This window comes from Nonomuraea sp. NPDC050663 (assembly GCF_044456985.1).
Lineage (GTDB): Bacteria > Actinomycetota > Actinomycetes > Streptosporangiales > Streptosporangiaceae > Nonomuraea.
Genome location: NZ_JBITGL010000025.1, coordinates 78600 through 101748, shown reverse-complemented (window position 1 = coordinate 101748; position 23149 = coordinate 78600). Strand labels below are relative to the sequence as shown.

General features: G+C 67.7%; 16 protein-coding genes and 1 pseudogene. 7 read left to right on the top strand and 10 right to left on the bottom strand.

Annotation, left to right across the window (positions count from 1 at the left end; genetic code table 11):
* Window positions 1–425: 425 nt before the first annotated feature.
* Window positions 426–725, bottom strand: a complete 300-nt coding sequence (locus ACIBH1_RS44960; RefSeq protein ID WP_397320243.1) for a hypothetical protein — start codon at window positions 723–725, stop codon at window positions 426–428.
* Between the two features lie 666 nt (window positions 726–1391).
* Between ACIBH1_RS44960 and ACIBH1_RS44955 the strand changes: the two genes are divergently transcribed.
* Window positions 1392–1586, top strand: coding sequence for a hypothetical protein (locus ACIBH1_RS44955; protein ID WP_397320242.1), 195 nt, complete (start codon window positions 1392–1394; stop codon window positions 1584–1586).
* A 744-nt stretch (window positions 1587–2330) separates the two neighbouring features.
* On the opposite strand, the gene ACIBH1_RS44950 is transcribed toward ACIBH1_RS44955, so the two are convergent.
* Window positions 2331–3251 carry a phosphotransferase gene (locus ACIBH1_RS44950; protein ID WP_397320241.1) on the bottom strand — a complete coding sequence of 307 codons (921 nt, stop codon included), beginning with the start codon at window positions 3249–3251 and terminating at the stop codon, window positions 2331–2333.
* Between the two features lie 108 nt (window positions 3252–3359).
* Between ACIBH1_RS44950 and ACIBH1_RS44945 the strand changes: the two genes are divergently transcribed.
* Together ACIBH1_RS44945 and ACIBH1_RS44940 are read left to right on the top strand one after the other, a co-directional pair.
* Window positions 3360–3611, top strand: coding sequence for a hypothetical protein (locus tag ACIBH1_RS44945; RefSeq protein ID WP_397320240.1), 252 nt, complete (start codon window positions 3360–3362; stop codon window positions 3609–3611).
* Window positions 3612–3622: 11 nt separating this feature from the next.
* Window positions 3623–4009, top strand: coding sequence for an STAS domain-containing protein (locus tag ACIBH1_RS44940; protein ID WP_397320239.1), 387 nt, complete (start codon window positions 3623–3625; stop codon window positions 4007–4009).
* Between the two features lie 413 nt (window positions 4010–4422).
* Here the strand turns inward: ACIBH1_RS44940 and ACIBH1_RS44935 are convergent.
* The 4 genes and pseudogenes from ACIBH1_RS44935 to ACIBH1_RS44920 form a co-directional block, all read right to left on the bottom strand.
* Window positions 4423–4838, bottom strand: a pseudogene (locus tag ACIBH1_RS44935) (transposase); the annotation flags it as partial.
* Between the two features lie 57 nt (window positions 4839–4895).
* Window positions 4896–5855 carry an alpha/beta fold hydrolase gene (locus tag ACIBH1_RS44930; protein ID WP_397320238.1) on the bottom strand — a complete coding sequence of 320 codons (960 nt, stop codon included), beginning with the start codon at window positions 5853–5855 and terminating at the stop codon, window positions 4896–4898.
* Window positions 5856–6095: 240 nt separating this feature from the next.
* Entirely contained in the window at window positions 6096–7574 is a 1479-nt protein-coding gene (locus ACIBH1_RS44925) for an MFS transporter (RefSeq protein WP_397320237.1), read from the bottom strand.
* Complete coding sequence (locus ACIBH1_RS44920) at window positions 7571–8347, bottom strand: SDR family NAD(P)-dependent oxidoreductase (RefSeq protein ID WP_397320236.1); 777 nt, start codon at window positions 8345–8347, stop codon at window positions 7571–7573. Before ACIBH1_RS44920 ends, ACIBH1_RS44925 begins: the two co-directional genes overlap by 4 nt.
* 71 nt (window positions 8348–8418) lie before the next feature.
* On the opposite strand from ACIBH1_RS44920, the gene ACIBH1_RS44915 reads away from it, so the two are divergent.
* Entirely contained in the window at window positions 8419–9357 is a 939-nt protein-coding gene (locus tag ACIBH1_RS44915; protein ID WP_397320235.1) for a LysR substrate-binding domain-containing protein, read from the top strand.
* 965 nt (window positions 9358–10322) lie between these two features.
* On the opposite strand, the gene mobF is transcribed toward ACIBH1_RS44915, so the two are convergent.
* The 3 genes from mobF to ACIBH1_RS44900 all read right to left on the bottom strand — a co-directional run bounded on the left by mobF (window position 10323) and on the right by ACIBH1_RS44900 (window position 18455).
* The gene (mobF, locus tag ACIBH1_RS44910) at window positions 10323–14561 is read right to left on the bottom strand and encodes a MobF family relaxase (RefSeq protein WP_397320234.1); all 4239 of its coding nucleotides are present in this window, start codon (window positions 14559–14561) and stop codon (window positions 10323–10325) included.
* A gap of 215 nt (window positions 14562–14776) precedes the next feature.
* Window positions 14777–15067, bottom strand: coding sequence for a hypothetical protein (locus ACIBH1_RS44905; protein WP_397320233.1), 291 nt, complete (start codon window positions 15065–15067; stop codon window positions 14777–14779).
* A gap of 415 nt (window positions 15068–15482) precedes the next feature.
* Window positions 15483–18455: a tetratricopeptide repeat protein gene (locus tag ACIBH1_RS44900; RefSeq protein WP_397320232.1), complete on the bottom strand. Its 2973-nt coding sequence runs from the start codon at window positions 18453–18455 to the stop codon at window positions 15483–15485.
* Window positions 18456–19257: 802 nt separating this feature from the next.
* Here ACIBH1_RS44900 and ACIBH1_RS44895 point away from each other — a divergent pair.
* Window positions 19258–19815, top strand: coding sequence for a transposase (locus tag ACIBH1_RS44895; protein WP_397320231.1), 558 nt, complete (start codon window positions 19258–19260; stop codon window positions 19813–19815).
* 11 nt (window positions 19816–19826) lie between these two features.
* On the opposite strand, the gene ACIBH1_RS44890 is transcribed toward ACIBH1_RS44895, so the two are convergent.
* Entirely contained in the window at window positions 19827–20285 is a 459-nt protein-coding gene (locus ACIBH1_RS44890; protein WP_397320230.1) for a MarR family winged helix-turn-helix transcriptional regulator, read from the bottom strand.
* 30 nt (window positions 20286–20315) lie between these two features.
* Between ACIBH1_RS44890 and ACIBH1_RS44885 the strand changes: the two genes are divergently transcribed.
* Window positions 20316–21425 (top strand): GNAT family N-acetyltransferase, encoded by a 1110-nt coding sequence (locus ACIBH1_RS44885; protein ID WP_397320229.1) that lies wholly within the window; start codon window positions 20316–20318, stop codon window positions 21423–21425.
* A gap of 840 nt (window positions 21426–22265) precedes the next feature.
* Window positions 22266–23099: a hypothetical protein gene (locus ACIBH1_RS44880; RefSeq protein ID WP_397320228.1), complete on the top strand. Its 834-nt coding sequence runs from the start codon at window positions 22266–22268 to the stop codon at window positions 23097–23099.
* Window positions 23100–23149: the final 50 nt, after the last annotated feature.

Genomic DNA, 23149 nt, shown 5'->3' with positions numbered 1-23149 from the left:
ACTTCCTCGGAGGGGACGCTCGACCACCACTGCGCGTCCACGCTTTGGCGTAGCAGGGCCTGACGAAACCTGTGCGGGATCTCCGCCTGGCCTCGCTCCACGTCCATGGCCAGATCGCTCTGTTCGGCGGCGAACTCGGGCAGCCTCGCGGTGGTAAATCGGCCTGCTCGTGGTCTGTAACTGCAGACGATGCTGTTCTGCACACAGGGCCTGCCGCAGCTCCGGCGTGGCCGCTGGGGCGTCGGGTAACGATGCTCGCGTGGGCCGTTCGGCCTGGTCGGCGGTGAGGCCGTCGGGCGGGGAGAGATGGTCGCCGTTGCGGGCGCACGTGGATGGCGTAGCGTCGAGTTGGTGTCGCCTGGGGTGCCGGCCGTGATCTGGGCCAGAACGGCGGTCTTCTGGAGTAGGTGCTCGGCGGCTGCTTGCTAGGCTGGGATGCCGGGCGGCAGGGCGAGGTGCTCGTGGTGGGCGATGATGGTGTCGTAGCTGGCCAGGCTGATCGTTCCGGGCTCGGGCTCGGCACGGGTCAGGTTGGCTCTGCGAACCACGCGGGCCAGCAGGTCCGTGACCTGTCGGCCGGTCAGGTGCGGGTCGACGGCGATGCCGTAGCGGCGCTCGGTCTGGTGGCGCAGGCGCTCCAGGATGCTGTGCCATGGGATGCCCTGGCCCGCCCACCCGGCTGCGGCCAGGCCGCTCCCAGCCGTTCCGACGTGATGTGCAGCCAAACGCCGGCTGCTGGAACGAAGTTCGCAGGTACGGCGGAGCCGGCTGGAATTCGGTGTCCAGCCCAAGGGCCAGCCGCACCTCGTGCTCGGGGCCGCGCCGGCGCCTGACGAGCTTGCTGGTCGCGCCGCTCACCGGTGATCCGGCGCGGAGCAGGGTGATGTCGACCGCGCGGCGGAGTCGGCGTCGCAGCCCTCGCCGCGGGCGAGGTGGATCGGTCTCCGGCTGGGCGTGCAGGGTCTGCGTCATGCGCCTTCCCTCGCGGTGGCTCGAACAGTTGGACGCCCTGGGACCATTGTGATCGTGTGACGGATGCGCGCGCACACCCCACCTGATCCGGAGCTCGGCGAGCCCTGCTGGCTGTGCGTGCCGCCCGCCAGTGGATGCCCAAACGCGCCTCACGGCCGTCCTCACCCGGAAAGCGAGTCTCGCCTCAGCGCCCCAACTCGGACCGTCACTGTAGCGGGCCGGTGCCGGCCGGTCGGTCTCATCCCGGTCCCGGCGGTGCTCGCGCGGAGACTGGGGCGCGCGGCGGCCGCGGGAGGGCTGGCTGCTTCGCTTGCCCTGCCTTTGCCGAAGCGGCCTGGCGCCCACGCCCGTCGTGCTCGATGCAGCTTGGACTTCGACGTGACGCAGGTCCGGCGGGAAGTCGGCGCGGCGTTCGGTTTGTGGGTGATCGCATCGAGCTCACGGCGCACCCTGTGGAAAGTCTGCTGGATGCCCGCCGCGCCGTGACCTTGGTGACATCCCTGAAGCGCTCCGCGGTGCGCCGAATCCCAGTCGCATTCGAGGTCGCGCTGCTGCTGCAGCAGGGAGGCCACGACGCCATGGCGGGCACCGGCTCGTCACAGTGCCTCGCCTGATCCTGCACGATCGGCCGCCCCGGTGTGCGGCAGTCGCTAAGTTCGGCGTCCAGGCTGGCCTGTTCAGCTTCCAGCCGTCGGCGCCGAGCGGGCAGCAGAGTGCTCAACGATCCATGGAGGGCACTGAGGACCCGTTGACACCGACTGATCTGGTCGAGCTTGGTCTGGAGTTGCGTCGCCCGGTTCTGGAGCTCGATCAGGGCACGGCCGCCCTCGCTGCGCCTAAGCGGATGGTACATATCCGCTCGGCCAGGCGCTCCCGATGGTCCACCGGTGCTCGCTCAGCCGGGCCTCCGCCCCGCTGGGCATAGGGCGAGCGCGTCGGTGTGCCTGGGCCAGTTCGGCTTAGCCTGCGCGTTGCTGATCCTCTCCAACAGGGCGCGTCGCCCAGCCAGGTCGTCTTCGCTCAGCAGACCGACCCCGTAGGAGGGTTGGCTCAGCGACAGGGCGGCGCCGACCAGGCCGACCAGGCTGATCTGGCTGCCCAGGCGGGGCTAGTCCGGCTGGATGTCTCATCTTTCGTTTGGCTCTCCGGCCGCTTCGGTGCGCGGCGGCTGGGTCCGTCCCCAGCCCTGACCCGGTTCCTGCCTGCGGGACGCAGCCGCCACCTCGGGGATCTCGGTGGGGGAGGGCGCCTGCTCGGCGATCAAGGTGGGCTCCATGGTCAGCAGCCGGTCAGCGCGATCGCCTTGCAGGTCTCGAGCGGGAACGAGACAGTCACCAGGCGCCAGGTAGTAGAGCTCCTCAGGCGTTCGCTCGGCGGAGACGTTCGGCTGCTTGTGCCCAGAGTCCTTTGCCGGAGACTGCGGCGTAGCCGTGGAGCGCTTCCCAACGGATGTCGTGGGCCGCTGGCCACAGGCTTGCCGCCCATGCGATCTGCTGCTCCTCGGCGGTGAACGAGCGGGCCCTAGCGTCCTGATAGGCGGCCAGGAACGCCTCGGTACTTTCGATCGGCGGCAGGACGGCCGGGCCCATCTTGGGAAATACTGCACTCGCAGCTCCCACAAGGGCAGCTTCCGGTTGCCATGCCAGACTGTCCCAGTCGTGCACCGTCCGAACATATTGGTCGTGCCACCGGAGGTTGTGTGCCTCGAAGTCGGCGTGGCCCAGCACCGAGGGCAGTCCAGCTGCCAGCATTCGCCGACGGGCCCTGTCGGCTGTGTCCATGACGTAGGTGGGTACGAGGCTCTGGTCTTTTTCGTCGAGCGCCTCGATCGACGGCCACAGCCCGGGGTCGGTGTGGTCCCACCGCACCCAGCGCGGATTCGGCAGCGGCGGCGTGATGGCGAGGTCCGACAGTGCGGTCATAAGCCGGGCGAAGACCTCTGCGTAGCGCACAGCGACGTCCGGCGTATCTCCGCGCAGCGGCTCTCCTCCGTGCCGGTATTCCTCCGCATGCACGGCCAGGAGACCGACACTGACGACCGGCGTGAGCGGGCGGGCGCACGGGAACCCGTTCTCGGCCAGTCGGGCCTGTGCTTTAACACATGAGCCCGCACGGCCGTCGTCGCCGCGGGCTTTGACCACGACGTCCGTACCGCAAGACAATCGGAGACCGAACACCATCGACATTGATTGTTGTCGAAACAGCACGTCAGCGGGCTGGTCCCCGAGATGGTCCAGACACCAGGCCGATAGCCAGTCCGGCAGATCGTCAATCGGCATAGTGAAACTGTGCCATAGCCATCTGAACGCGCCCGATATCGCCCGAGCTGCCCTTGGCTGCGTACCAAGAAGATCCCTCTGCCCGCGTGACAACCCTTGGTGGCCCGGGTGCGAGATGAGTCCACCGGCCAGCTCTTCGCCACCCTGCATGAGGTGCTGGCTCCGCGCCAGCGCACGATCTTGCAGATGCTGCTGGATGGGCCGGAGGTAGACGTGTACGACCTGGAGCGCGGGCGCAAGGTCCCCGTAGCGGCGTCGGGCAAGAAGCTGAAGACGCTGGTGCGCGCCTCGGAATTTCGGCGTAGGGCGAGACTCCCGGTACCCGGTAAGTCGGCATTTCGGCATGCCCTCATGGCCTAAGGTTGGTGATCATGAAGAACGATCCGTTGCAGGTACTCGTTCGCTCGGAAGGGCCGTGGACGGTGGCCGAGGTAGTCGGCGAGCTGAGTTACGCCAACGCCGCCCGGCTACGGGCGGCGTTGGCCGCCGTGTGGGAATTGCCGCGCCCCCAGCAGCTCGTCCTGGAGCTGTCCCAGGTAGGCGCATGCGACTCCGGTGGGATGGCGGCGGTCCTGGCGTTGTTTCGGCGCGTCACCGTCCGCGGCGGCAGCCTGGTGCTGGTCGGCACGCACGGACCGATGCTGGAGCTGCTCAAGCGCACCCGTACGAGCGCGCTGATGCCGATGTACGACACCCTGAGCCAAGTCCCCGCTCTGCCCTCCAACGGCGGCCCGCGCCTAACCCCACAGCCTGCCTGAGCTCGACTGGACGCTCACCCCTCGAGTGTGGCCCGCAGGGGACGGGCGGGAGCGGCAAGATCACGTCCGTGGCGCACAGGCCACGATGCCGGCACCCACGTCGAAGGTGACACTGGCCCCTGCCATACAGGGCGGTTCCACGTCGGAAAGCCCGACGTCGGCCAGCGCATCGATGCCCACGAAAGCGTGCCGTCGGCAAACGTACGTGGAGAGCCTTCTTCCCTTCCTGGTCGTGCGATCCGGCACTCTTTGGACCATTTAGCGATCACTCGGCCATGATCTGAAGGAGGGGCGTGGTCCCGCTCCGAAGGGGTCACGTGGCCGGAGATTATCCCGACCGTCCACCGTACGCGTCCATTGGATTACCGCTTTTAAGAGGGCACGGCTGGCTACTGGAGGGGGAGTTAGAGCTCCTAACGCAATGAGGTCAGGCGTCGCCAGCAGATGAGGCCGCATGCCAGCTTGAGAAAGACCTCGTGGACGTCGGCGCAGACTTCCCTCTAGATGCGTAGGCGTCGGAAGGCGTGGAGCAGCGAGAAGGTCTGCTCGACGACGTAGCGGTGTTCGCCCGCCGGAGCCGTGCTCGGTGCCGCGGCGGGCGATCAGAGGGCGGATCTGCAGCTCGCGGACCAGGCGGCGGTACGTGTCGTGGTCGTAGCCGCGGTCAGCCACGACGACATCAGGGCGTTGGCGAGGCCTGCCCGCGCTTACCGCGGATCTTCGGAATGGCCTCCAGCTGTGGCCGCAGCTGGGTGACGTCGGTGCGGTTGGCACCGGTCAAGGTGACCGCGGGCGGGACGCCGCCAGCGTCGGTGACCAGGTGGTGTTGCTGCCGGGCGGCCCCACCCCACCTCTGCGACTGTTGATCCGTTCGGGCAGCGCCTTGTCAGCTCAGGAAGCGGCTCAAGTATCCCAGAACGACCTGTGGTCGTTCTTCCACGACGTAGTGACTCGTGTTCTCCACGCGTACGATCTCGGCCCTTGCTGCCTTGGCAGGCAGCAAAGCGCGCATGTAGGCGTCGTTAGAGGGGCTGGCCAGCGCGAGCACGGGCGGTGTGACCGGTTTGTAGGTGCGGTCATCGGCGATGTCTTGCCCGTATGTCTGGTACCAGCCATTGCTGGCGCGAATCGCGTTGCGGGTGTTGTACGCGTGGGCATAGATCCGGCGGTCCTGGTCTGAGACGGCGTTCTTGTCCAGCAGGATGAGGTCGCACAGGTGATCGATCAGTGCCCGGGCGCGACCGGCCAGTAGTTGCTCCGGCAGGCCGTGTACCTGGTTGAAGGCGAACCACCACAGGTGAAAGACATCTGGTTGTGGGAGCAGGGTGAGCTGGTTGAGCCCTTCGTCCGGATGAGCCACATCGATCATTACCACCTTCCGGACTCGCTCGGGGTGGTTGGCGGCCAGGCTGAAGGCGACCATCGAACCGATGTCCGAGCCGATCACGTCAGCCTGGTCGAAGCCGAGTTCGGTGATGAGCGCGGCGATGTCAGCGGCCATCGTCCTCTTGTCGTAGCCGCTCTTGGGTTTGGCCGAGGCGCCCATTCCCCGTAAGTCGACCGCGATCACGCGATGATTCCGGGCCAGGTCAGGCATGATCTTGTGAAACTCCCACCAGGTGCGCGGCCAGCCCGGCAGCAGGATCACCGGCGCGCCCTGTCCTCCGGCGACATAGTGCAGTCGCACTCCGTTCGCGGTGGCATACATGCTGCGAAATCCGCCGGACAATGATCGGGCAAGTACGTCGTCATCAGGTGCGTCCGCCACAGCCGCGCTCGAAGCGAACAGCATGCTGCCCCCGACCATCGCACCGATTCCGGCACCCAACACCCTTCTTCTGCGCACAATCTTCTCCCTTCTGAGATGTTGCGTAGGCAATCACGCATGACTGAACGCCTGCTCCGCGAAAGCACCGAATCCAGCTGACCGCCGTCGCATGAGCGCCGTTGCAAATAAGGCCATTACCGCCACGTGCTGCGGACATCGCGATAATGGACAGGACGGTCAATGGGGGACGAATCGGGGTTCTCGATCAGATCCGCTGGGCGCGGCTGGGCGGCCGGGGGGGGGGGGGCAGGTCCTGGCCTATGCATGGCCGACGGCGGATGCGGGAGCGGCTGCTGAGGTCCCGAGCTTGCCGAGTGCGAGGACTGCGACAGCGCCGGCGACCGCGACGCCTGCGCTGATGAGCAGGCTGAGGCTATAACCCGACATGACGGCCGCCGTCGAGCCCGGGACCGGCCAACCGCTGGTACGGGCGGTGGCGACCGCCACCAGGGACGCCACTCCTACTGCGATGCCGACCTGCTGGGCCGTGTTCAGCAGTCCCGAGACCGCGCCCTGGTCCTCGGGCGCGCTGCCGGTGGTGGCCACGATGCTGGCGCCGACAAATGCCGAGCCGAGGCCGAGCCCGAAAACAAGGTAGCCGGGCAGAATGTCGATCGCGTACGAGCTCGAGATGGTGATCCTCGCTAATAGCACCTCAGCGATGGCGACGGCGAGCAGGCCACTCGCTGCGATGAGTTGCGGCCGTAGGCGCGGCGCCAGCCTGGTGGCCAGACCGCTTCCGGCGATCGCCATGAGGGTGGACGGGAAGACGGCCAGACCGGTCTCGATCGGTGAATAGCGCAAGACTCGCTGCATGATCAGCATCATGAAGAAGCCCTGGCCGCCCACGACGGCCATGAGAGCGAGGATAGCCAGGTTCGCGCCCGCCATCGGTCCTCGCGCCAGGATCCGCCACGGGATAAGCGGCCCCGGTGAGCGCCGCTGGATCAGGACGAAGCCGGCCATGAGCACGCCGGCGGCACACAGCAGGCCGAGAGTGGCGGGCGTGGCGAAGCCGTCCTGCTGACCCCGGGTGAGGCCGTATATCAGCAGTCCGATTCCCGCGGTGGCGGTCACGGCACCGGGAAGGTCGAGCCAGCCGGGCCTTGGGGCGGGGATTGCCGTTGCCGCCCCGTGGTTCGAGGGATGGCCCGTCGGCCAGTGGATGCGGGCTCGGTCCGAAGGCAAGATCCCGGTCCTGCTCAGAGCAGCAACGCCGATGGGGACGTTGACCAGGAAGACCGCCCGCCAGCCCAGCGTGTCCGTGAGCACGCCACCGAGGATGAAGCCCGCCCCGGCACCGGTCGCTCCCAGACCGCTCCACACACCCAGTGCCCGGTTGCGCCCGCCCCCTTCCGCGTAGATGGACAGGAGCAGGCCGAGTGCGGTGGCTGAGATGACGGCGGCGCCTAGGCCCTGCAGCGCTCGCGCCGTCAGCAGGAGAGTGGCGCCCGTCGACATGCCGCAGGCGGCGGAGGCGGCCACGAACAGCGTCGTGCCGACGATGAACATGCGGCGCCGTCCCAGCAGATCACCGGCCCGCCCGGCGAGGATGAGGCAACCGCCGAACGTCACCGCGTACAGGGTGATCACGTACTGGAGGGTCGCCTCCGGAAGACGGAGATCGAGGCCGATGGCGGGCAGCGCGACGTTCGCGATCGTGGTATCGAGGATGACCATGAACTGAACGGCGCACAGCAGGGCGAGGATGCCGCCTGGGGTGGACCGTGAAGTCATGCGGTCAGGCCGCCATCGAGCAGAATCCGGGTGCCGTGCAGGTAGTCCGAGCCGCGACCGGCGAGGAAGACCGCCGCTGCGACAACGTCCTGCGTGGTGCAGAGGCGGCGTGCCGGGATGGTGGGGATCATGTAGGTCTCGACGTCCATTTGAGCGAGGGGCGTGGCTGCCATCGGGGCGTCCGCGACGAGGCCGGGGCTGATGGTGTTGACGTTGACGCCTTGGGGGCCGTATTCGTTGGCCCAGGTACGGGTGAGGTTTTCCAGGGCCGCTTTGGAGGAGTTGTAGATCGAGGCGCCGGGCCAGCTCTTGACTGCACCCAGCGTGCCGATGTTGACGACCTTGCTTGTCCGGTTCGCCAGGAGGTGCGGCAGTGCCGCCTTGGTGACGAAGTAGGTGGCTCGGTAGTTCAGATCGATGACGCGGTCGAAGTCCGCTTCGGTGACCTCGTGCGTGAGTGAGGAGGTGAAGGCCGCGGCGTTGTTGACGAGCACGTCGAGTCCACCGAATGCGGCGGTAGCCGCCTCTACCACCGCCTGCGGGGCACCTGGTGCGGTGAGATCGGCGGCCAGGAATTCGGCCTTCCCGCCGTCTGCTCTGATCTGGTCCGCCACGCTCTCGCCGAGATCGGCCCGCCGGCCGGTGAGGACAACGCAGGCGCCCTCGCGGGCGTAGGCCCGCGCGATGGCCTCGCCGATGCCCGAGGTGGCACCTGTGATGAGGGTGATCTTTCCGACGAGTTGGGCTGAGGTCGCTGTCGTTTCGTGGCTCATTGGGCTGACAGTAGAAACGACCGCTTAAGAGCGTCAAAGACTGAATCTTGATCTGTCGATAAGCTCCATGCATGACCTTTGACCTTCGCCATCTCGAAGGGTTCGTGGCCGTCGCCGAGGAGTTGCATTTTGGCCGGGCCGCCACGCGGCTACATCTGGCCCAGCCTGCGCTGTCTCAGCAGATCTTGCGCCTAGAGGCGTCGCTTGGCGTCGAGTTGTTCGTACGCGAGCGCCGTCGTACGAGACTCAGCGACGCGGGCAAGGCGTTCCTAGTGGAGGCCAGGCGCACGCTTGCGCAGGCTAAGCAAGCGCGTGCGGTCGCGGTGCGCGCCGGGCGGGGCGAGCTCGGCAGTCTGCGAGTCGGATACGTGCCGACCACGTCCTCCGCGCCGTTCCTGGCCGCGTTGGCGGCGTTTCAGCGCACCCACCCGGACGTTGAGGTGGAGCTGCGCGAGTTGCCGCTCGGGTCGCTGGCCGACCCGCTGCGCGACGACGTGGTGGACGTGGCGTTCATCGCCAGACTGGGGCCACTCGATGAATGCCTGGATCTTAACGAGAGCGCAGTGGTGTGCGAGCTGTCGGCTGAGCCCTTCGTGGCCGCTGTCTCGACCGATCACCCGCTGGCTGCGCGCCCGGTCATTGAGGTGGCCGAGCTGGCCAAGGAGGACTTTGTGCTCCTGGCTCCGGAAATCTGCCAGGAATGGGACAACGCGGTGCAGGCCATCTGCACAACGGGCGGATTTTCGCCACGGGTGAGCCACCACGTCCGCGAGTTGTCCACACAACTCATCATCGTCGCTGCCGGACTGGCAGTGGCGCTGGTGCCGCTCTCGGCTCGAGCGATGCGCGGACAAGGCGTGGCCTTCGTGCCACTGAGCGGGGCCAGCCCACCGATCACCTCGGCGGTGCTATGGCCTGCTACGAACGAATCGCCGGTGCTGCGGCAGTTTGTCGAGAGTCTCGGCGTGAGACCAGCTTCACCCCCATATGTCCAGTTGAGCGGGCCGTAATGTCAGAATGACGCCGACGCCGCCGCCCAGGTCGTCGAGAGACCTGGCAGGCAGTTTCGGCGCCAGGGCCAGCGTGCTGTCTTCAGGTGATTCCCTCGAGGCGCCCTCCATCGTGGCTGACGTCTCCCCCGCCACGTTGAGCGTGATGCCCAGTCAACCTGCGATGGTGACGCAGTAGGAGTTGACCGCACACAGCGGTGGGCCAGGCAGTGTCGATGAGGGGCAGGAAAGCGTCAGCCGACAGCCTTGTTCGCGACGGCGACAGCTTCGGCTTGGGCGCGAGTCTGGGCGAGTCGTTAAGATTCGGTGCCGGTCTCGATCATGTTGCCGCCGTACGCGAGTCGGTCGACGATGGCGGCGCAAAGCCACGGTTCCGTGAATGTCTTGGTTAATCCCGAAAACGCCTCGTTTGAGGTGATGTCGACGCTGTTGGTCTCCTCCCTTTCGGGAGAACCTGGGAGAGCAGTTCGCCTACTCGTGGATCAAGCTCCATGTAGCCAAGTTCATCAAGGCAAGAGAGGTCGACGCGGCCGTAGCGGGCAATGGTCTTGGTCACCACCTCGGCCTGCCGGCCGCCGGGCGGCGGCGCAGCAATTGGTCATAGACGGCCACCGACGGCGGCGGCCGGGTGTGTCGGGCGGCAGCTGGCCCAGCCGCCGAGTGGTCAGCGACACCACCGCAGGCTCATCCAGCCAGGCCAGCCAGGCCAGCCAGGCCAGCCGATCCGCCCGGGGCGGGACCGGCCGCCGGCACGGGATCGTCGTCGGCCTAGCGGCCTTACGCACCCCACCTCGAACCAGGCGCCCCCGCGATCGACCCAAGGTCTCAGTAGAGATGGTCCACTCTCCGTTAGTAGGTTGCCGCGGTCATCGCGCTACAGCCCGCTGACGGGGGGTCAGCGTCCGCGCTCATGTACGGGGCAGTGCTATCGGGCTGGCGCCCGGTCGGCTTCGTTTTCGGTCGCGCTATTGACGGCTGGGTTCATGTCCCAGCTCTGGCTCGTGACCCGCTGGCGACCGCACGGGCTCGTCGCGGTCCCTGCTACGGGACGTCCTGGCCTTGCCCCGCTCTTCGCGGTCGGTCACTCGATCTGCACGGGCGGCATGGGCTTCACGAGCGGCGGCCTCAATTGTGCGGGTGTCGGGAGGAAGATCAGCGCGCCGGGTGGCTTCCTCCTGTACAGCGGCCAGTTCCCGCTCGTTAGTGAGATGTGACTGCTGGATCGTCTCGGCGTGGCTCGCTGTTCTGCTGACGTCGGTGGAGCGTGCGCCCCGGCTGGCCCTCTCCCAGTCGCGCTCCAACTCTTCGCGCTGGTTCAGCAGGTGAGGCCAGGTCGCCATCGGCGGCGCTTGCTCAGCGGCCTGACGGGCCTGCTCCTGCAGGATCGGCCTGTCCTGGTGCCGGTCGGCCAGCTGGGCGCGCAGGTGCGCTTCCTTGTCGGCCAGGCGCGTGGCTTCGTCCTCGAGTGCTCGGCGGTGGGAGCGGTGGCTGGGCAGGATCCTGCCGAGGGTGTTGAAGGTGCGGTCGATCGTTTGAACGCGCCTCCGTGTCTCCTGGATGCGGTCGTTGAGATCGGCGATCTCCTGGCGGGCTCGGCCCAAGGCGTCGGCGGCCTGCTGCGCCATACGAATCTGCTGGCCATACTCGGCCAGGTCGGCCCGACGTTGCTGCAGGGCCCGCTCGGCGGGCCCGCCGCCGTGCTCGGCGTAGCGGCGGGCTTGAGCTCGCACCGCCGCCAGGTCGTCGGCGGCGGAGCTGAGCGCGGCAGACAGGTCGATGCGTCGCTGGTCGAGTTCGGCGTCGCTGTACAGGCCCACACCGAACGGGGTCTGACTCAGCGCCAGCAGGGCGGCGCTCTGCCGGATGGCCGCCAGAGCTTCGGCCACCGGCGCGTCCTGGTGGTCGATCTTCTGGGGGGCCGGCTGTTGAGGCTCGGGCTGAGCAGGTCGGGAAGCAGCTTCGTCGTGGTGGTCGGCCTCGGCGCGCTCAGCCACCGGAGCGACCGCCCGCTCGAACGGCTCCCGAGTGGGCTCGGGCGGCTGCTCGTCGGCAAGCTGATGCGCGATCGGTTCCGGCTGCGGGGTGAGCAGCTTGTCGGCGCGGTCACCCTCCAGGGTCTTGGCGTAGGCGGCCAGGACCCTGGCCAGCCGCTCCTCCATACTGTCGGTGCGCCCGCGCGAGATCCGGTCGACGTCGGTCTCGACCAGGTCCTGCGGCAGATACAGCCGGGCCGTCAGCCGGTCACGGGTCATCGCGGCATACAGAGTGTGCGGGTCCAGGCCCAGCCCGTAGATCAGCGCGTGATCGGCGGTCAGGCCCTGCGCGGCCGCGACCGTCAACGCGGTGCCGTACGACAGCCCTTCGGTCGCGATGAAGTCCGGGGTGATCCACTCGCGCACCAGCCGTGGCCCGTCCGGCCCGGCCTGGCGCCATTCGACTTCCACCCGCCGTTCGACGTCGATCGCGGTGATCACGCCGCGAAAGCCGTTGAGTACGTCGGTGCCGCGCCCGCGCCGGCTGCGGTAGTCGTTGCGGCGCACCCGGACGTGATCGCCGACCGTCAGCGCGATCAACCGGCCGGCGGGCAGTCGGTACAGCTCGTCGCGGCCGGGCAACTCGCCGGCCTGACGGCGCATCGCCCGGGCGACGGCATTGAGCCGGTCGACGGCGTCGTTGGTGCCGGCCAGCAGCAGCACCTGCGCGAGCTCGTCATGGACCGTCTCCGGAGGCACCCCATCCCGGCTGGTGTCCCGGCTGCCGTCCGGGCCAGCGTCTCGGCCGGTGGGCTGGCCGACGTTCTGGTACGGCTGGCGGGCGGCTGCCCAGTCGGCCAGCAGCCGCGTCAGGGTGTCGTCGGAGTCCTGGCCGAGCCGTACCCGCTCGCCGTCGCCCCAGGTGTGCATCGCCTGGCGGCGCAGCTGTTCGCGCTGCTCGCCCTCGCTCTCGGCTGCCTTCCGCCACAGCTTGAGGGCCTTGCGCTCTACCGGGTCTGATTGGCGGCGGTTCTCCGTCAGTTTGAGCCCGTCGACCTGGCGGTGGATCGCCGCGAATCCGCCTCCGACCCCGGCGGCGTTCAGCTGGACCGGGTCACCGATGAGCACCACCTTGGTGCCGGTGCGGACGCTTTCGGTCAGCAGTTCAGCCAAGTGCCGGTCGTCGGCCATCGCGGCTTCGTCGACCACCAGCACGTCCACCCCGGCCAGGCCTCGGCCGGTCCGGATACGCCGCAGCCAGCGCGCGATGGTGGAGGAGGTGATGCCGGACTCGGCCTGCAGGTTGACCGCCGCCACCGCGGCGTTGGCCGCCCCGGCCACCACCAGCCCGCGACTCTCCCAGGCCGCGCGGCCGGCGGCCATCATCGTGGTCTTGCCCGAGCCGGCCACGCCGATGACGGCCTCGACGCCGTGGTCACCGGCCAGCAGCCGGTCCAGCACCGCTTTCTGCCAGCGGGAGAAGGTGAACCCTCCGCTCACCTGGTAGGCGTCGATGGCGAGCGCGGCGGCCTCCGGGTCGACCACCGCCATCGCGGCGTTGTAGCGCTCGCGGGTGATGCGCAGCAGCGTGCGTTCGGCCTGCATGATGTCGTCGCTGGTGTACTGCTGGGCGTTGGACAGATGCGAGGCGCGCTGAGCGTCGTGCAGCACAGCCGGTCGCAGGGCGAGCACCGCATCGGTCAGGGCCTCGGCGTCGGCCAGGTCGCTCACACCATCGGGGCAGGCGTCGATCACTGCGGCGAGCACGTCCGCGCGGCTGACGAGCTTGGTGTGCGCGGTCAGCCCGTCTTCGGGCCGCCAGATCCACTCGGCGATCTCGGCGACGCTGGGCCGCGGAGGCAGTCGAGGGGGCAGCTGGGGCCCCCAAGGCGCTCCAGCGGCTGGCCCGGCGCCGTCGTCTGGTCGGGGCAGGCAGTCGGCCACCACCCGCAGCCCGTACCCGTGCTCACCAGCTGCTTGGTCGACCTGGCGGTGCCACTCGCCCGGCAGATCAGCCGTGTCGGCCTCGCCGTCCTTGGCCTGCCGGGATTCGGCGGCCGCGGTCTTCTGCGCCTGCCGCGAGGCGGTCTCCGGATCGATACCGAGCGCGGTCAGCTGGGCCCGCAGCTGACCGGAGCGCTTGGAAAACAGCAGCCGCACCTGCTCGGGGATACTGGCGATCTCCCAGGCGCCGGTCCGCTTCTCGCGCGCCCAGGTGATCCCGAATTGCTGCGTGAGCCTGCGCCGCAGTCGTGCCTTGAGCAGGGCGTCAGCTGCGTGTGCGTGCCGGTGGATGTCACGGCCTCCGGCGCCGACGGCCGACCACCTACCGTCGTGGCCCTTGACCATGTTGGCGATGGTGACGTGCGCGTGCAGGTGCGGGTCCGGGGCGGCGCCGTCGACCGGCCGCGCGGTCTTGTGCCACATCACCCAGCCCAGCAGGCCGGTGGCGTCCATGCGCTCGGCGAGCTTGCCGTCCCCCTGATGGCCGCGCAATCCGTAGCCTGCCCACGACTCCATCGCGGTGACGGTCTCGCTGACCGCTTCGGCGAAGACCTGCTCGATCTCGGCGGCTAAGGAGCGGTCGGCCAGGCCGTACAAGACGCTGACGCTCTTGGAGACGTCCAAGGTCAGGTCGTAGCCGCGGTTTCCGACACGCACCTTGGCATCGCGCCACTTGTCGGCGTAGGCGAGCGCGTCGGCCTCATACACCTGGACCAGGTCGATACCGGCGGCGTGGGCCAGTTGTTCGGCGTCTTGGATGCGGATGGTGTAGGCCATGCGCTCGCGGGCGACGCCGCGGGCCAGTTGGATCGCGCGCTGGGAGGCCTTGGCGTAGCCGGCGAGCAGTTGGGGCACGGTCAGGTGCTGGTCGGCGGCCGCGCTCTGGAGGGCGGCCAGCAGCGGAGCGCCGGGGAGCTTGGCGCGCGGGTCGGACACGTGCTTGGCGGCAACCAGGACCTCGCCGCTGCGGGGGTCGACGCCGCTCATGATGGCGCGGGCGGCTTCGTGCTGATCGGGGGTGAGCCGGGTGCCGGGGGTTAGGCAGAGCTCGTGCAGGCCTTCGCCGACCCACATCAGCCCGCGCTCATCGGCCAGGCGGTAGGCGATCTGGCCGCCGGGGTCGGCGTGGCCGTGCTCGCCGGGGGAGGCCATGCCGCAGCCGGCGCCCTCCTGGAGCCGGTAGTCGACCTGCTCCATGCTCGGGCCGATCACGCTGACCCATGCCACGGTCTGCCCGCTCCTTTCAAGATCGTATCGGCGATACCTTGGTACATTCGGAATGTTGATCTTGCCAGCAGGGTGACACGGGACAAAGGCGGACGCAAGGTGTTTGTTGTGTTGAACGTCACGAGATGTCAGCGCGAAACGACAGCGGCTGACATCTGTGGCGACATGGGATGTCAGTGGGGTCGTAACTGTCTGTATTGATCGCAGCGAAGATGTCAGCGACCTGATTCGTCAGCGTGGCTCGGGCGGTCTACTGGGGGCCTCGCCGAGCGGGGGGCGTCGCCGTACAGCAACTCCTGGAGATAGTCCTCATCGCCGAGGCGAGGATGACGCCACCAGGGCGGTACGGCGAACGGGTCCTCGCGGTCATTGAGATGGTCGCGGTTCAGACGCAGGCTGTACTGGACGTCGGCAGAGGCCTCGGCGTTGCGAGGCGTGCCCTTGTCGTGGATGAGGCCGCACAGTCGGAGTTCGCGTTCGAGGCTGTCGAGGCTGCGGGAACTCACGGCGGGCTACTGACAGAACTTGTCGCCGTCCACTGTCAGCATCTTGGCGTTCAACACGGAGGCTCCCGACGGCGATGGCGGGGGCCTGATTTCGTTACGGCGAGCACCACACCGGGCGGTGGGGCCAAGGGCGCGGCCTGCTCTGGAGTGAGGAGAGAGGGAGCGCAGCGACCAAACGACGGGTGGAAGAGTAGGACTTCGGGCGCCTGTTAGGCCCCACCGCCCGAGAGAAAAGAGACGACGGCGAGCACCCCGCGCGAAAACTTCGTACGGCGAGCACCCCGCGCGGGGGAGTTGTGGTCGCGAGGGAACTCCGCGGCTGGACGGAGCGCTAGCGGAGTCCCGGCCGCGGACTCCCGAGCGCCCGGCCTGGACCGGCTGCTGTGCGGCCATCGTGTGCCACGAGGTGAGCGGGTTACTCCCGTCGCGCCCTGTCCCGCCAGTACACCAGCTCGTTACGAGTGTTCAGGGTTTCGGGATGGTTGGGTCCTAGCACTCGTAGCCGGTCGGCCAGGACTGGTGCGAGTTCGGCGGCGGCACTGGCCGCATCCCCCGTTAGGCCTCGCCAGCGCGCCAGGTTGTGGCGGGTGACCAATGTCCTGGGGAAATCGGGACCATGCACCCGCACCATGTCGGGCAGCAGCTCCTCGAATGTGGCGACCGCACTCGCTGTGTCTCCCGCTTCCCCTCGCCAGTGCGCCAGTTCGTGGCGGGTGGCCAGGGTGTCGGGGTGATCGGGGCCCAGGACTCGTAGCCGGTCGGCCAGAAGGTCCTCGACTGCGGTGACAGCGCCCCTCGTGTCTCCGGCATCCCCTTGCCAATAGATGAGTTCGTGGCGGGCGTCCAGAGTGTTGGGGTGATCGGGGCCTAGGACTCGTAGCCGGTCGGCCAGGACTACCTCGAATGTCGCGACCGCACCCGCGGCATCCCCTGCCAGACCTCGCCAGGTCGCAACGTCGTGGCGGGTGACCAGGGTGTTGGGGTGATCGGGGCCATGCACCCGCACCATGTCGGGCAGCAGCTCCTCGAATGCGGTGACGGCACTCACCGCATTTCCCGCTTCGCCCAGCGAGCGCGCCAGCTCGCTGCGGGTGACCAGGGTGTCGGGATGATCAGGCCCCAGCGCTTCCAACCGGTCGGCCAAGAGCTCCTCGAATGCCGCGACGGCTCCCGCCACGTCCCCCAACTTCCGTCGCCAGTACGCCAGTTCGTAACGGGTGGCCAGGGTGTCGGGATGATCGGGCCCCAGCGCTTCCAACCGGTCGGCCAGGAGCTCCTCGAATGCCGCGACGGCTCCCGCCGCATCGCCCGCCACGCCCCACGTGCTCGCGAGCTCATGGCGAGTGGCCAGGCTCTGTTGGTGGTCGGGACCCAGGCCCCGCGCCTGGTCGGCCAGCAGTTCCTCGAAAGCCGAGACTGCGCTCCCCAAATCTCCCACCTGGCGTCGCCAGAATGCCAGACGGTGGCGCGTGGTCAGGGTGTTGGGGTGATCGGGGCCATGCACCCGCACCATGTCGGCTAGGAGCTTCTCGAATGTGGCGACCGCGCCCGCCGCATCCCCCTTGTGACCCTGGCAAGAGGCCAGCTCGGCGCGGGTGACCAGGGCGTTGGGGTGATCGGGACCGAGCACCCGTACCATGTCGGGCAGCAGCGCGGCGAACGCGTCCGCCGCGCCCACCGCATCCCCCCCGCGGCCCTGCCAAAAGGCCGCACCATAGCGAACAGTCACAGTGTCAGGATGGCCAGGGCCCAGACGGTGCAAGGCGGTATTTCGCAAGGCGACAAAGGCATCGTGGGCGCCCGTGACCTGACCGCTCTCACCGAGACTCTCGGCTGCGCGGAACAGCACGTAGCCGAGGCCATCCCCGCTCCACAGGACGCCTTCAGCGACCTGCTGCAGGGCTGCAGCGTTGGCACGCAGGACCTGGCTGAGCGGGGCTCGTTCGACGTGCGGCCAGACCTCCAGCAGCGCGTCGGCGGCGGTGCCAGCGAGGGCGGCGTACAGCTCGGGGCCGAAGTCGGGCTGGGTGGCCAGGTTTTCCCGGGTGGCGCGTTGAACGAGTTGGTGGACGCGGATCTCGCGGTAAATGGCGGCGCGGTCGTGATCGATCAGGCTGTAGCGGTGTAAAATTCGCAGCGCCGCATCCACCATGTCGAATGCCTCTTTGGGGTCATTGGGTAGGCCGGGCTGGTAGCTGGTCAGATAGCTCAAGGCCGCTGGATTTGCCAACGCGATCTGGGGGATTCCTGCCGAATCGAGCACGCTGGCTAACAACAGCGTGGGCCGGGCAAGCCCTGCAGGATGCGCCCGGTCGGCCTGTTCAATAGACAGCTCCCAGGTCGCGGTGATGATCCGCTGGTGGTCATCGGTGAGATGGTCTTGTTGTGGGACGACCTCTGCAAGGAGTCGGGCTGCCAGCCGATTCCGATAGATGTCGATGCCGATGTCTTCGTTGAAGATGTAGGCGGCTGCCTGAGCCAACGCCAACGGCAGATATCCCAGCTCGCATGCCAGCGCGTCCACCTGGGTGATGTCCGCGGCACGATCTGCGAGCTTGGCCTGAAGGTAGGTGAGAGCTTCCCGCTTGGTGAAGATGCCGACTTCCAGCGCCCGCCGATCGGACCCGATCAGGGCGGCCTCGCGGCGCCGGGTGGTGACTAGCACCTGGCCCCCAACATCTGATTCCGCAGCCGGCGGCCATAATCCAGCCAGGTCTCCAGGTTCGCGCACGTCGTCGAGCACCACCAGCCACCAACGGTCCGTCACCGTCTCCGTCCACATCAGGAATTCTTGCGCCGACTTCTCTGGCTCTTCTGGATTGGCCAGCGGCAACCTTAACTGCAGCGCGGCATCGGCGTAGACGTTGATGATCTCTGCGCGGGTGATGGCGTTCACCCACACCAGCACCCCAACCCCCGCACCCCAGGCGCGGCGGGCGTAGGCCGCCGCGAGCTGGGTCTTGCCGACTCCACCCATCCCCGCAAGCACCTGAGTCAGCAGTACAGTCCCATCCTCCTCCACCTCCCGCTCCAGGCTGGCTGCTATCTCCCGTTCCTGGAAACAGTCAGCAGCCCGAGGAACTGCCCCCACCCGGATCTGCTTGCCAGGCGGCGTTCGCCGCCGCTGCACCCTCGTATCTGCCGCCTGCACGCGGTTACGTGCATCCACCCACCGCTGCGTGTCGAGTTCGCCACACGCCCGGACGAACAACCGGACGGTCACGGCTCGCGGAAAGCTCTCCCCGGTCACCATCTTCTGCAGCGTCGAGGTCGACATGTCCTCGCAGCGCTGAGACAACTGCGCGTAACTCAACCCAGCCCGGTCACGCAGACCCTGCAGCGCGACCGTCCACTCTTCCCGGGTTCGAATCAAGGAGGGGTCAATCATCCCCACCACCCCTGATGCCAGTCACCGTTGGTCAGTTCTCAACCCTAAGGAAATGATGCGCCACTACCTGCTGGATTGCGAGTTAGACGTCAACGCTGCTGCAACCGAACAGCGAATGCCCGCACGCTGCTGGCACCTGATGTAGAAGGAGAGCCCAGTGACCAGCACTAGTACCACCGCCCGCCGCACGCACCGGCAAGCGAAGGGTAACGACCGATGACGACTGTGATTTTGGCGGTAATTGGTGGCACCGCTCTGATATTGACCACCGCTGCGCGTATCCCCGCCGCTCTGGCCGAGTTCCTGCAGGCGTGCATCCCTGTCGTCGTCGCCGCCCGCGAGCTTCGCACCACACTCGGTAGTCGTGCCCGCCGCAGTGACTCCCCTACGACCGACGATCTCGAACCACCTTCCTCTCAAGACTCCACCCGCTGAAGAGGTCAGCGCCTTTGGCACATCACGGAACGCTACTGACATCTCTGGTCGCGGCGCACTGTCACGAACCTGGCGCTCAACAGTGAGGGTGACACTCCGTCACTGCGCCGGGCGGCGCGCGGCCTGGAAGCTGTGTCGCGGTGCGCGGGTGTCGGCTGGCGCGCTGAGCCGGTGATCGAGACTGAAACGGACATCGTCGTCCAGGCTGACGCGGTGGGGCCCGTTCTGGCTGTGGATCAGGCCGCTGTCCTTGAGTGCTTGCTCGGCGTCGAGGTGGTCCTGGCGCCAGCTGTCGCCGTGACCCGCAGTTCGCCGCAAAAGAACCCGGATCGCAGACCTTTACACGCACCCGCCGAACGGGGCGGTAGTGGTCTGCGCTGATGAGTTGGGTCCGGTCGTGCCTCGGCGGTTTCCTCCGCGACCGGGCTGGTCAGTCGACAGGCGTCGGATCAAAGCGTGGCTGGACTACTCCCGCGGGCCGGAGAAGACCTGGGTCTACGGCTGCCTGCGCATCGCCGACGGGACGGCGGTTACGATGACCGCCCCCTCCCGCAGCAGCCTCTACTACCAGCAGTTCCTGGCCAAAGTCGAGGCAGCCAACCCCGGCACCGGCGACATCTTCGTCATCACCGATAACCTGTCCAGCCACAACAGCTACGCCACTCGCGCCTGGCTCGCCGATCATCCTCGGATCACCCAGGTCTTCATCCCGGTCGGGGCCTGCTGGCTCAACCTCCAAGAGGCCTGGTGGCGCATCTTCCGACGGCATGCCATCGCTGGGCAGTGCTTCGCCAACCCCGACGAGATCGACTACGTCACCCGGATCGCGACCATCCAGCTCAACGCCAAGGCCAAGCCCTGGATCTGGGGACGCCCGCCACCGCCTCCACGACACCTGCGCCGCCGGTTCATCTACATACTTTGAGGAACGCAGCACTAGGCGGGGTCGCACAGCTTGCGGGCGATCTCCTCCAATGCCGTGAGGTCCGCGGGCGAGAGCCGGTCGACGACGTGGCGGCGGACCGACTCCAGGTGCTCGGGAGCGGCGTTGACGAGCGTCTCCATGCCTTGGTGGGTGAGGACTAGGTAGCAGCCCCGGCCGTCGTCGGGATCGGGTTCGCGCCGCAGTAGACCGCGGGCCTCCATTCGAGAGGCATGCCGTGACAGGCGGCTGCGCGACCAGCCCATCTTTTCGGCCTGCTCGTGCAGGGTGCTGGCCCGGCCAGGGCGTTCGGAGAGCGTGCTGAGCACCTCGTAGTCGGGTTCCGACAGGCCGATCTCCTGCAGGTCAGCCGCGGTGCGTGACTGGATGGCCGTCATCATGCGGCGCAGGGCTCGCCAGGCCCGTTCCTCATCCGTGGTGAGCCAGCGCACCTCGGAACGCTTCGTTGACATGTAAACAGAATAACGGTTACGTTCTTTTACATGTCAACGAAATTGCTACGCGTTCTCGTCCTGGTCTGCAGCACCCGCCCCGGCGCACTCGGCCCGCAGGTGACCGAATGGCTCATGGACACCCTTGGACCTCGCGCCGCGGAGCTCGGCGTCGAGCTCGTCCGGGTTTCACTGCGGGAACTGGACCTGCCCTTCCTCGACGAGGAGGAGCACCCCTCGTCAGGCATCTATCGCCACGAGCACACCAGGCGGTGGAGCGCGATGGTGGACGCCGCCGACGGCTTCATCGCCGTCACCCCCGAGTACAACTACGGCATGCCGGCCACCCTCAAGAATGCCCTCGACTACCTCGGCCGCGAGTGGGCGTGGAAGCCGATGGGATTCGTCAGCTACGGCAACACCTCGGCGGGCACCAGGTCAGTCCAGCACGCCAAGCAGGTGGTGACCACGCTCCGGCTGGTGCCGCTGGGTGCCACCGTCGCCCTGCGCATCGGCGAGTCGGTACAGGACGGGCGCCTGCGCCACGATTTCGGCCGGGGCGCGGCCGCCGGAGTCCTGGATGAGCTGGTACGGCTCGCGAACGCCCTGCGTCCGATGCGCGAGCAACTCCAGCCGGGCGCGCGCCCAGGACCGCTACCCGGCTCCTACCTCAGAGCGCTGACTCCGGACGACGCCGCCGAGGTCTTGGTGCTGCAGCGGTGCTGCTGGCTGGAGGAGGCGCAGGTCAACGACACCCTGGACATCGCCGCCCTGGGGGAGTCGGTAGAGCAGGTGCGCGCATGGCTGGCCGCCTGGAACAGCACGGGCCTGTGGCTGGACGGCCGGCTGCTGGGCATGGTGCGGACCCGCAGCGACGGCGACAGTCGGCACATCGGCAGGCTCGGCGTCGTCCCTGATCTGCGCGGCAGGGGCATCGGCCGCCTCCTGCTTCGTGAGGCCGAGGCTCAGACCCGCCACGACTCGGAGGTCCGGCGCCTCGTCCTGTCCACCGGTGCCCGCAGCCTGTCAAACATCCGCCTCTACCGGTCCGAGGGCTACCAGGTGGAGTCGACCGATGGCGACACGACCGTCCTCACCAAGGCTGCGACCAGCACCGGCAGCCGGCAGCCCCAGGAGGTCGGGAGCCCCCTGACCCCGTAGCCGTCCGCACTAGCGGCCGCCGCCGTGTGGGGACCGCCTGGACACAGTGCGGCGCGCGCCCGAGGAGGCTGGGGGCTCCATCATCGACCGCGTGTCGCGGAGACCTCAGGCACGATGGCCAAGGCTAGGACACCGCTGCCGGTGGCCATGGGGGACAGCCCACGCCGGAGGCGACGAGGCCAAGCAATGCCGCCGATGGAGGCGTCGATGGAGGCGCCGATGCAGGCGCAGACCGAAACATGCCGCCACGCTAGCGAACCCGACTGCATGGGCGCGGACTTGAAACGCCCGAGACAGCCAGCCGGAACGCCCAGACTCGATCACTGACATTAGGTCCACGCAGCGATTGACATTTTCGCCGCGCTGAACAGTTCGGGACAGTGGCCCCGCGTCAGGTTGATGGCGGTGACGTTTACGCGCTGTGATCTCCCGCGAGCGGTGGCTCTTCGCCGAGATGCGACAGGTTCGCCGCCGGAGGATCCCCGGGCAGCCTTCAACTTCGCTCCGCCGTACAGCAGTTCCTGGAAGTAGTCCCCGCCCTGAGGCGAGGGTTGCGCCACCAGGGGGGCTCTGCGAACGGTCCTTGGGGTCGTTGAGGTGGTGGTCACGGGTGAGGCGCAGGCTGTACTGGACGTCGGCGGAGGCCTCGGCGTTGCGGGGCGTGCCTGTCGTGGATGAGGCCGCACAGCCGGCGTTCGCGTTCGAGCTCCAGATGCTGCTCGCGTTTCGTCTTCCCCAGCAGGGGGCCAGACGACAGTTACACGGAGCCCTGAGAACCTTGAGCTCAAGAAAGGAATACTCTCCCGCCTGGTGATCTAGGCTGCCGAAATGCTCCCTCTGATGTCCGATGACGATCACTTCTCGCCGCAGGCCTTAAGCCGCCATCTGCATGGATATGTCACCGCGGTGACCGAGCGCCTAGCCGAACTCGATGCCCTTCCGGGTCTGCCTCCAGACAGCCGTCCCATGCTGAGTGGCATTGAGGACGCTGTCGCCTTGCTGAGCGTCGCCCTGGATCAGGTGGCCGATGCTCTTCCCGACCTGTCTTCCCGGCACTGCGTGGCGGTTCAGCGGGAGAAGGAACGGGAAGCCAGAGAAGCCAAGGCTCAATGGGACGCCAAATGCATCCGCGTCACCGTCACCGGGGCACTCACGGAGTACAAGTTGCATGAGGAGTGGCGTGCGCGCGCACGATGGGACAACCATCCAGATCTCCTCCGAGTCGTCCTCGGCAGCCAGATCCCGGACAAGTCCTACAAGCCGAATGAACTGGGGTCCATCGAGCGCTGGGGACAACCCCGTCTTCTTGGTGATGACATCAGGACGATCGGCGACCTGGCTGCACTTTCCGACGCCGACGTGGCCGAGCGCTGCGTAGCGGCAGGCTGGCCGAACCTCGGCGCCTGCCTCCGGATCATCGCGCAAGCTGAGCGGATCGCCGAGACGTGGCCGACCCGGCGGGGCGAATATGTGCTCCTCCCACCCGCCTACACTCTCGACACCGAGCTGTCCCAGCTGAACCTGATCCCACCCGTGCTCACCGTCTTGGCCAACCAGGACATCACCACCGTGCGCGACCTCATCACCGCTCTCGGCACAGTGATCAGGCTCAGCGGGGTGGGTGGTCGCGCCATCCAACAACTCGGCGCTGCCCTCAACCAGCTCTCCAAGTAGGCAGCCCGGCAGGCGGTTCAACCTCGCACGACAGCTGGCTCACGGCTGGA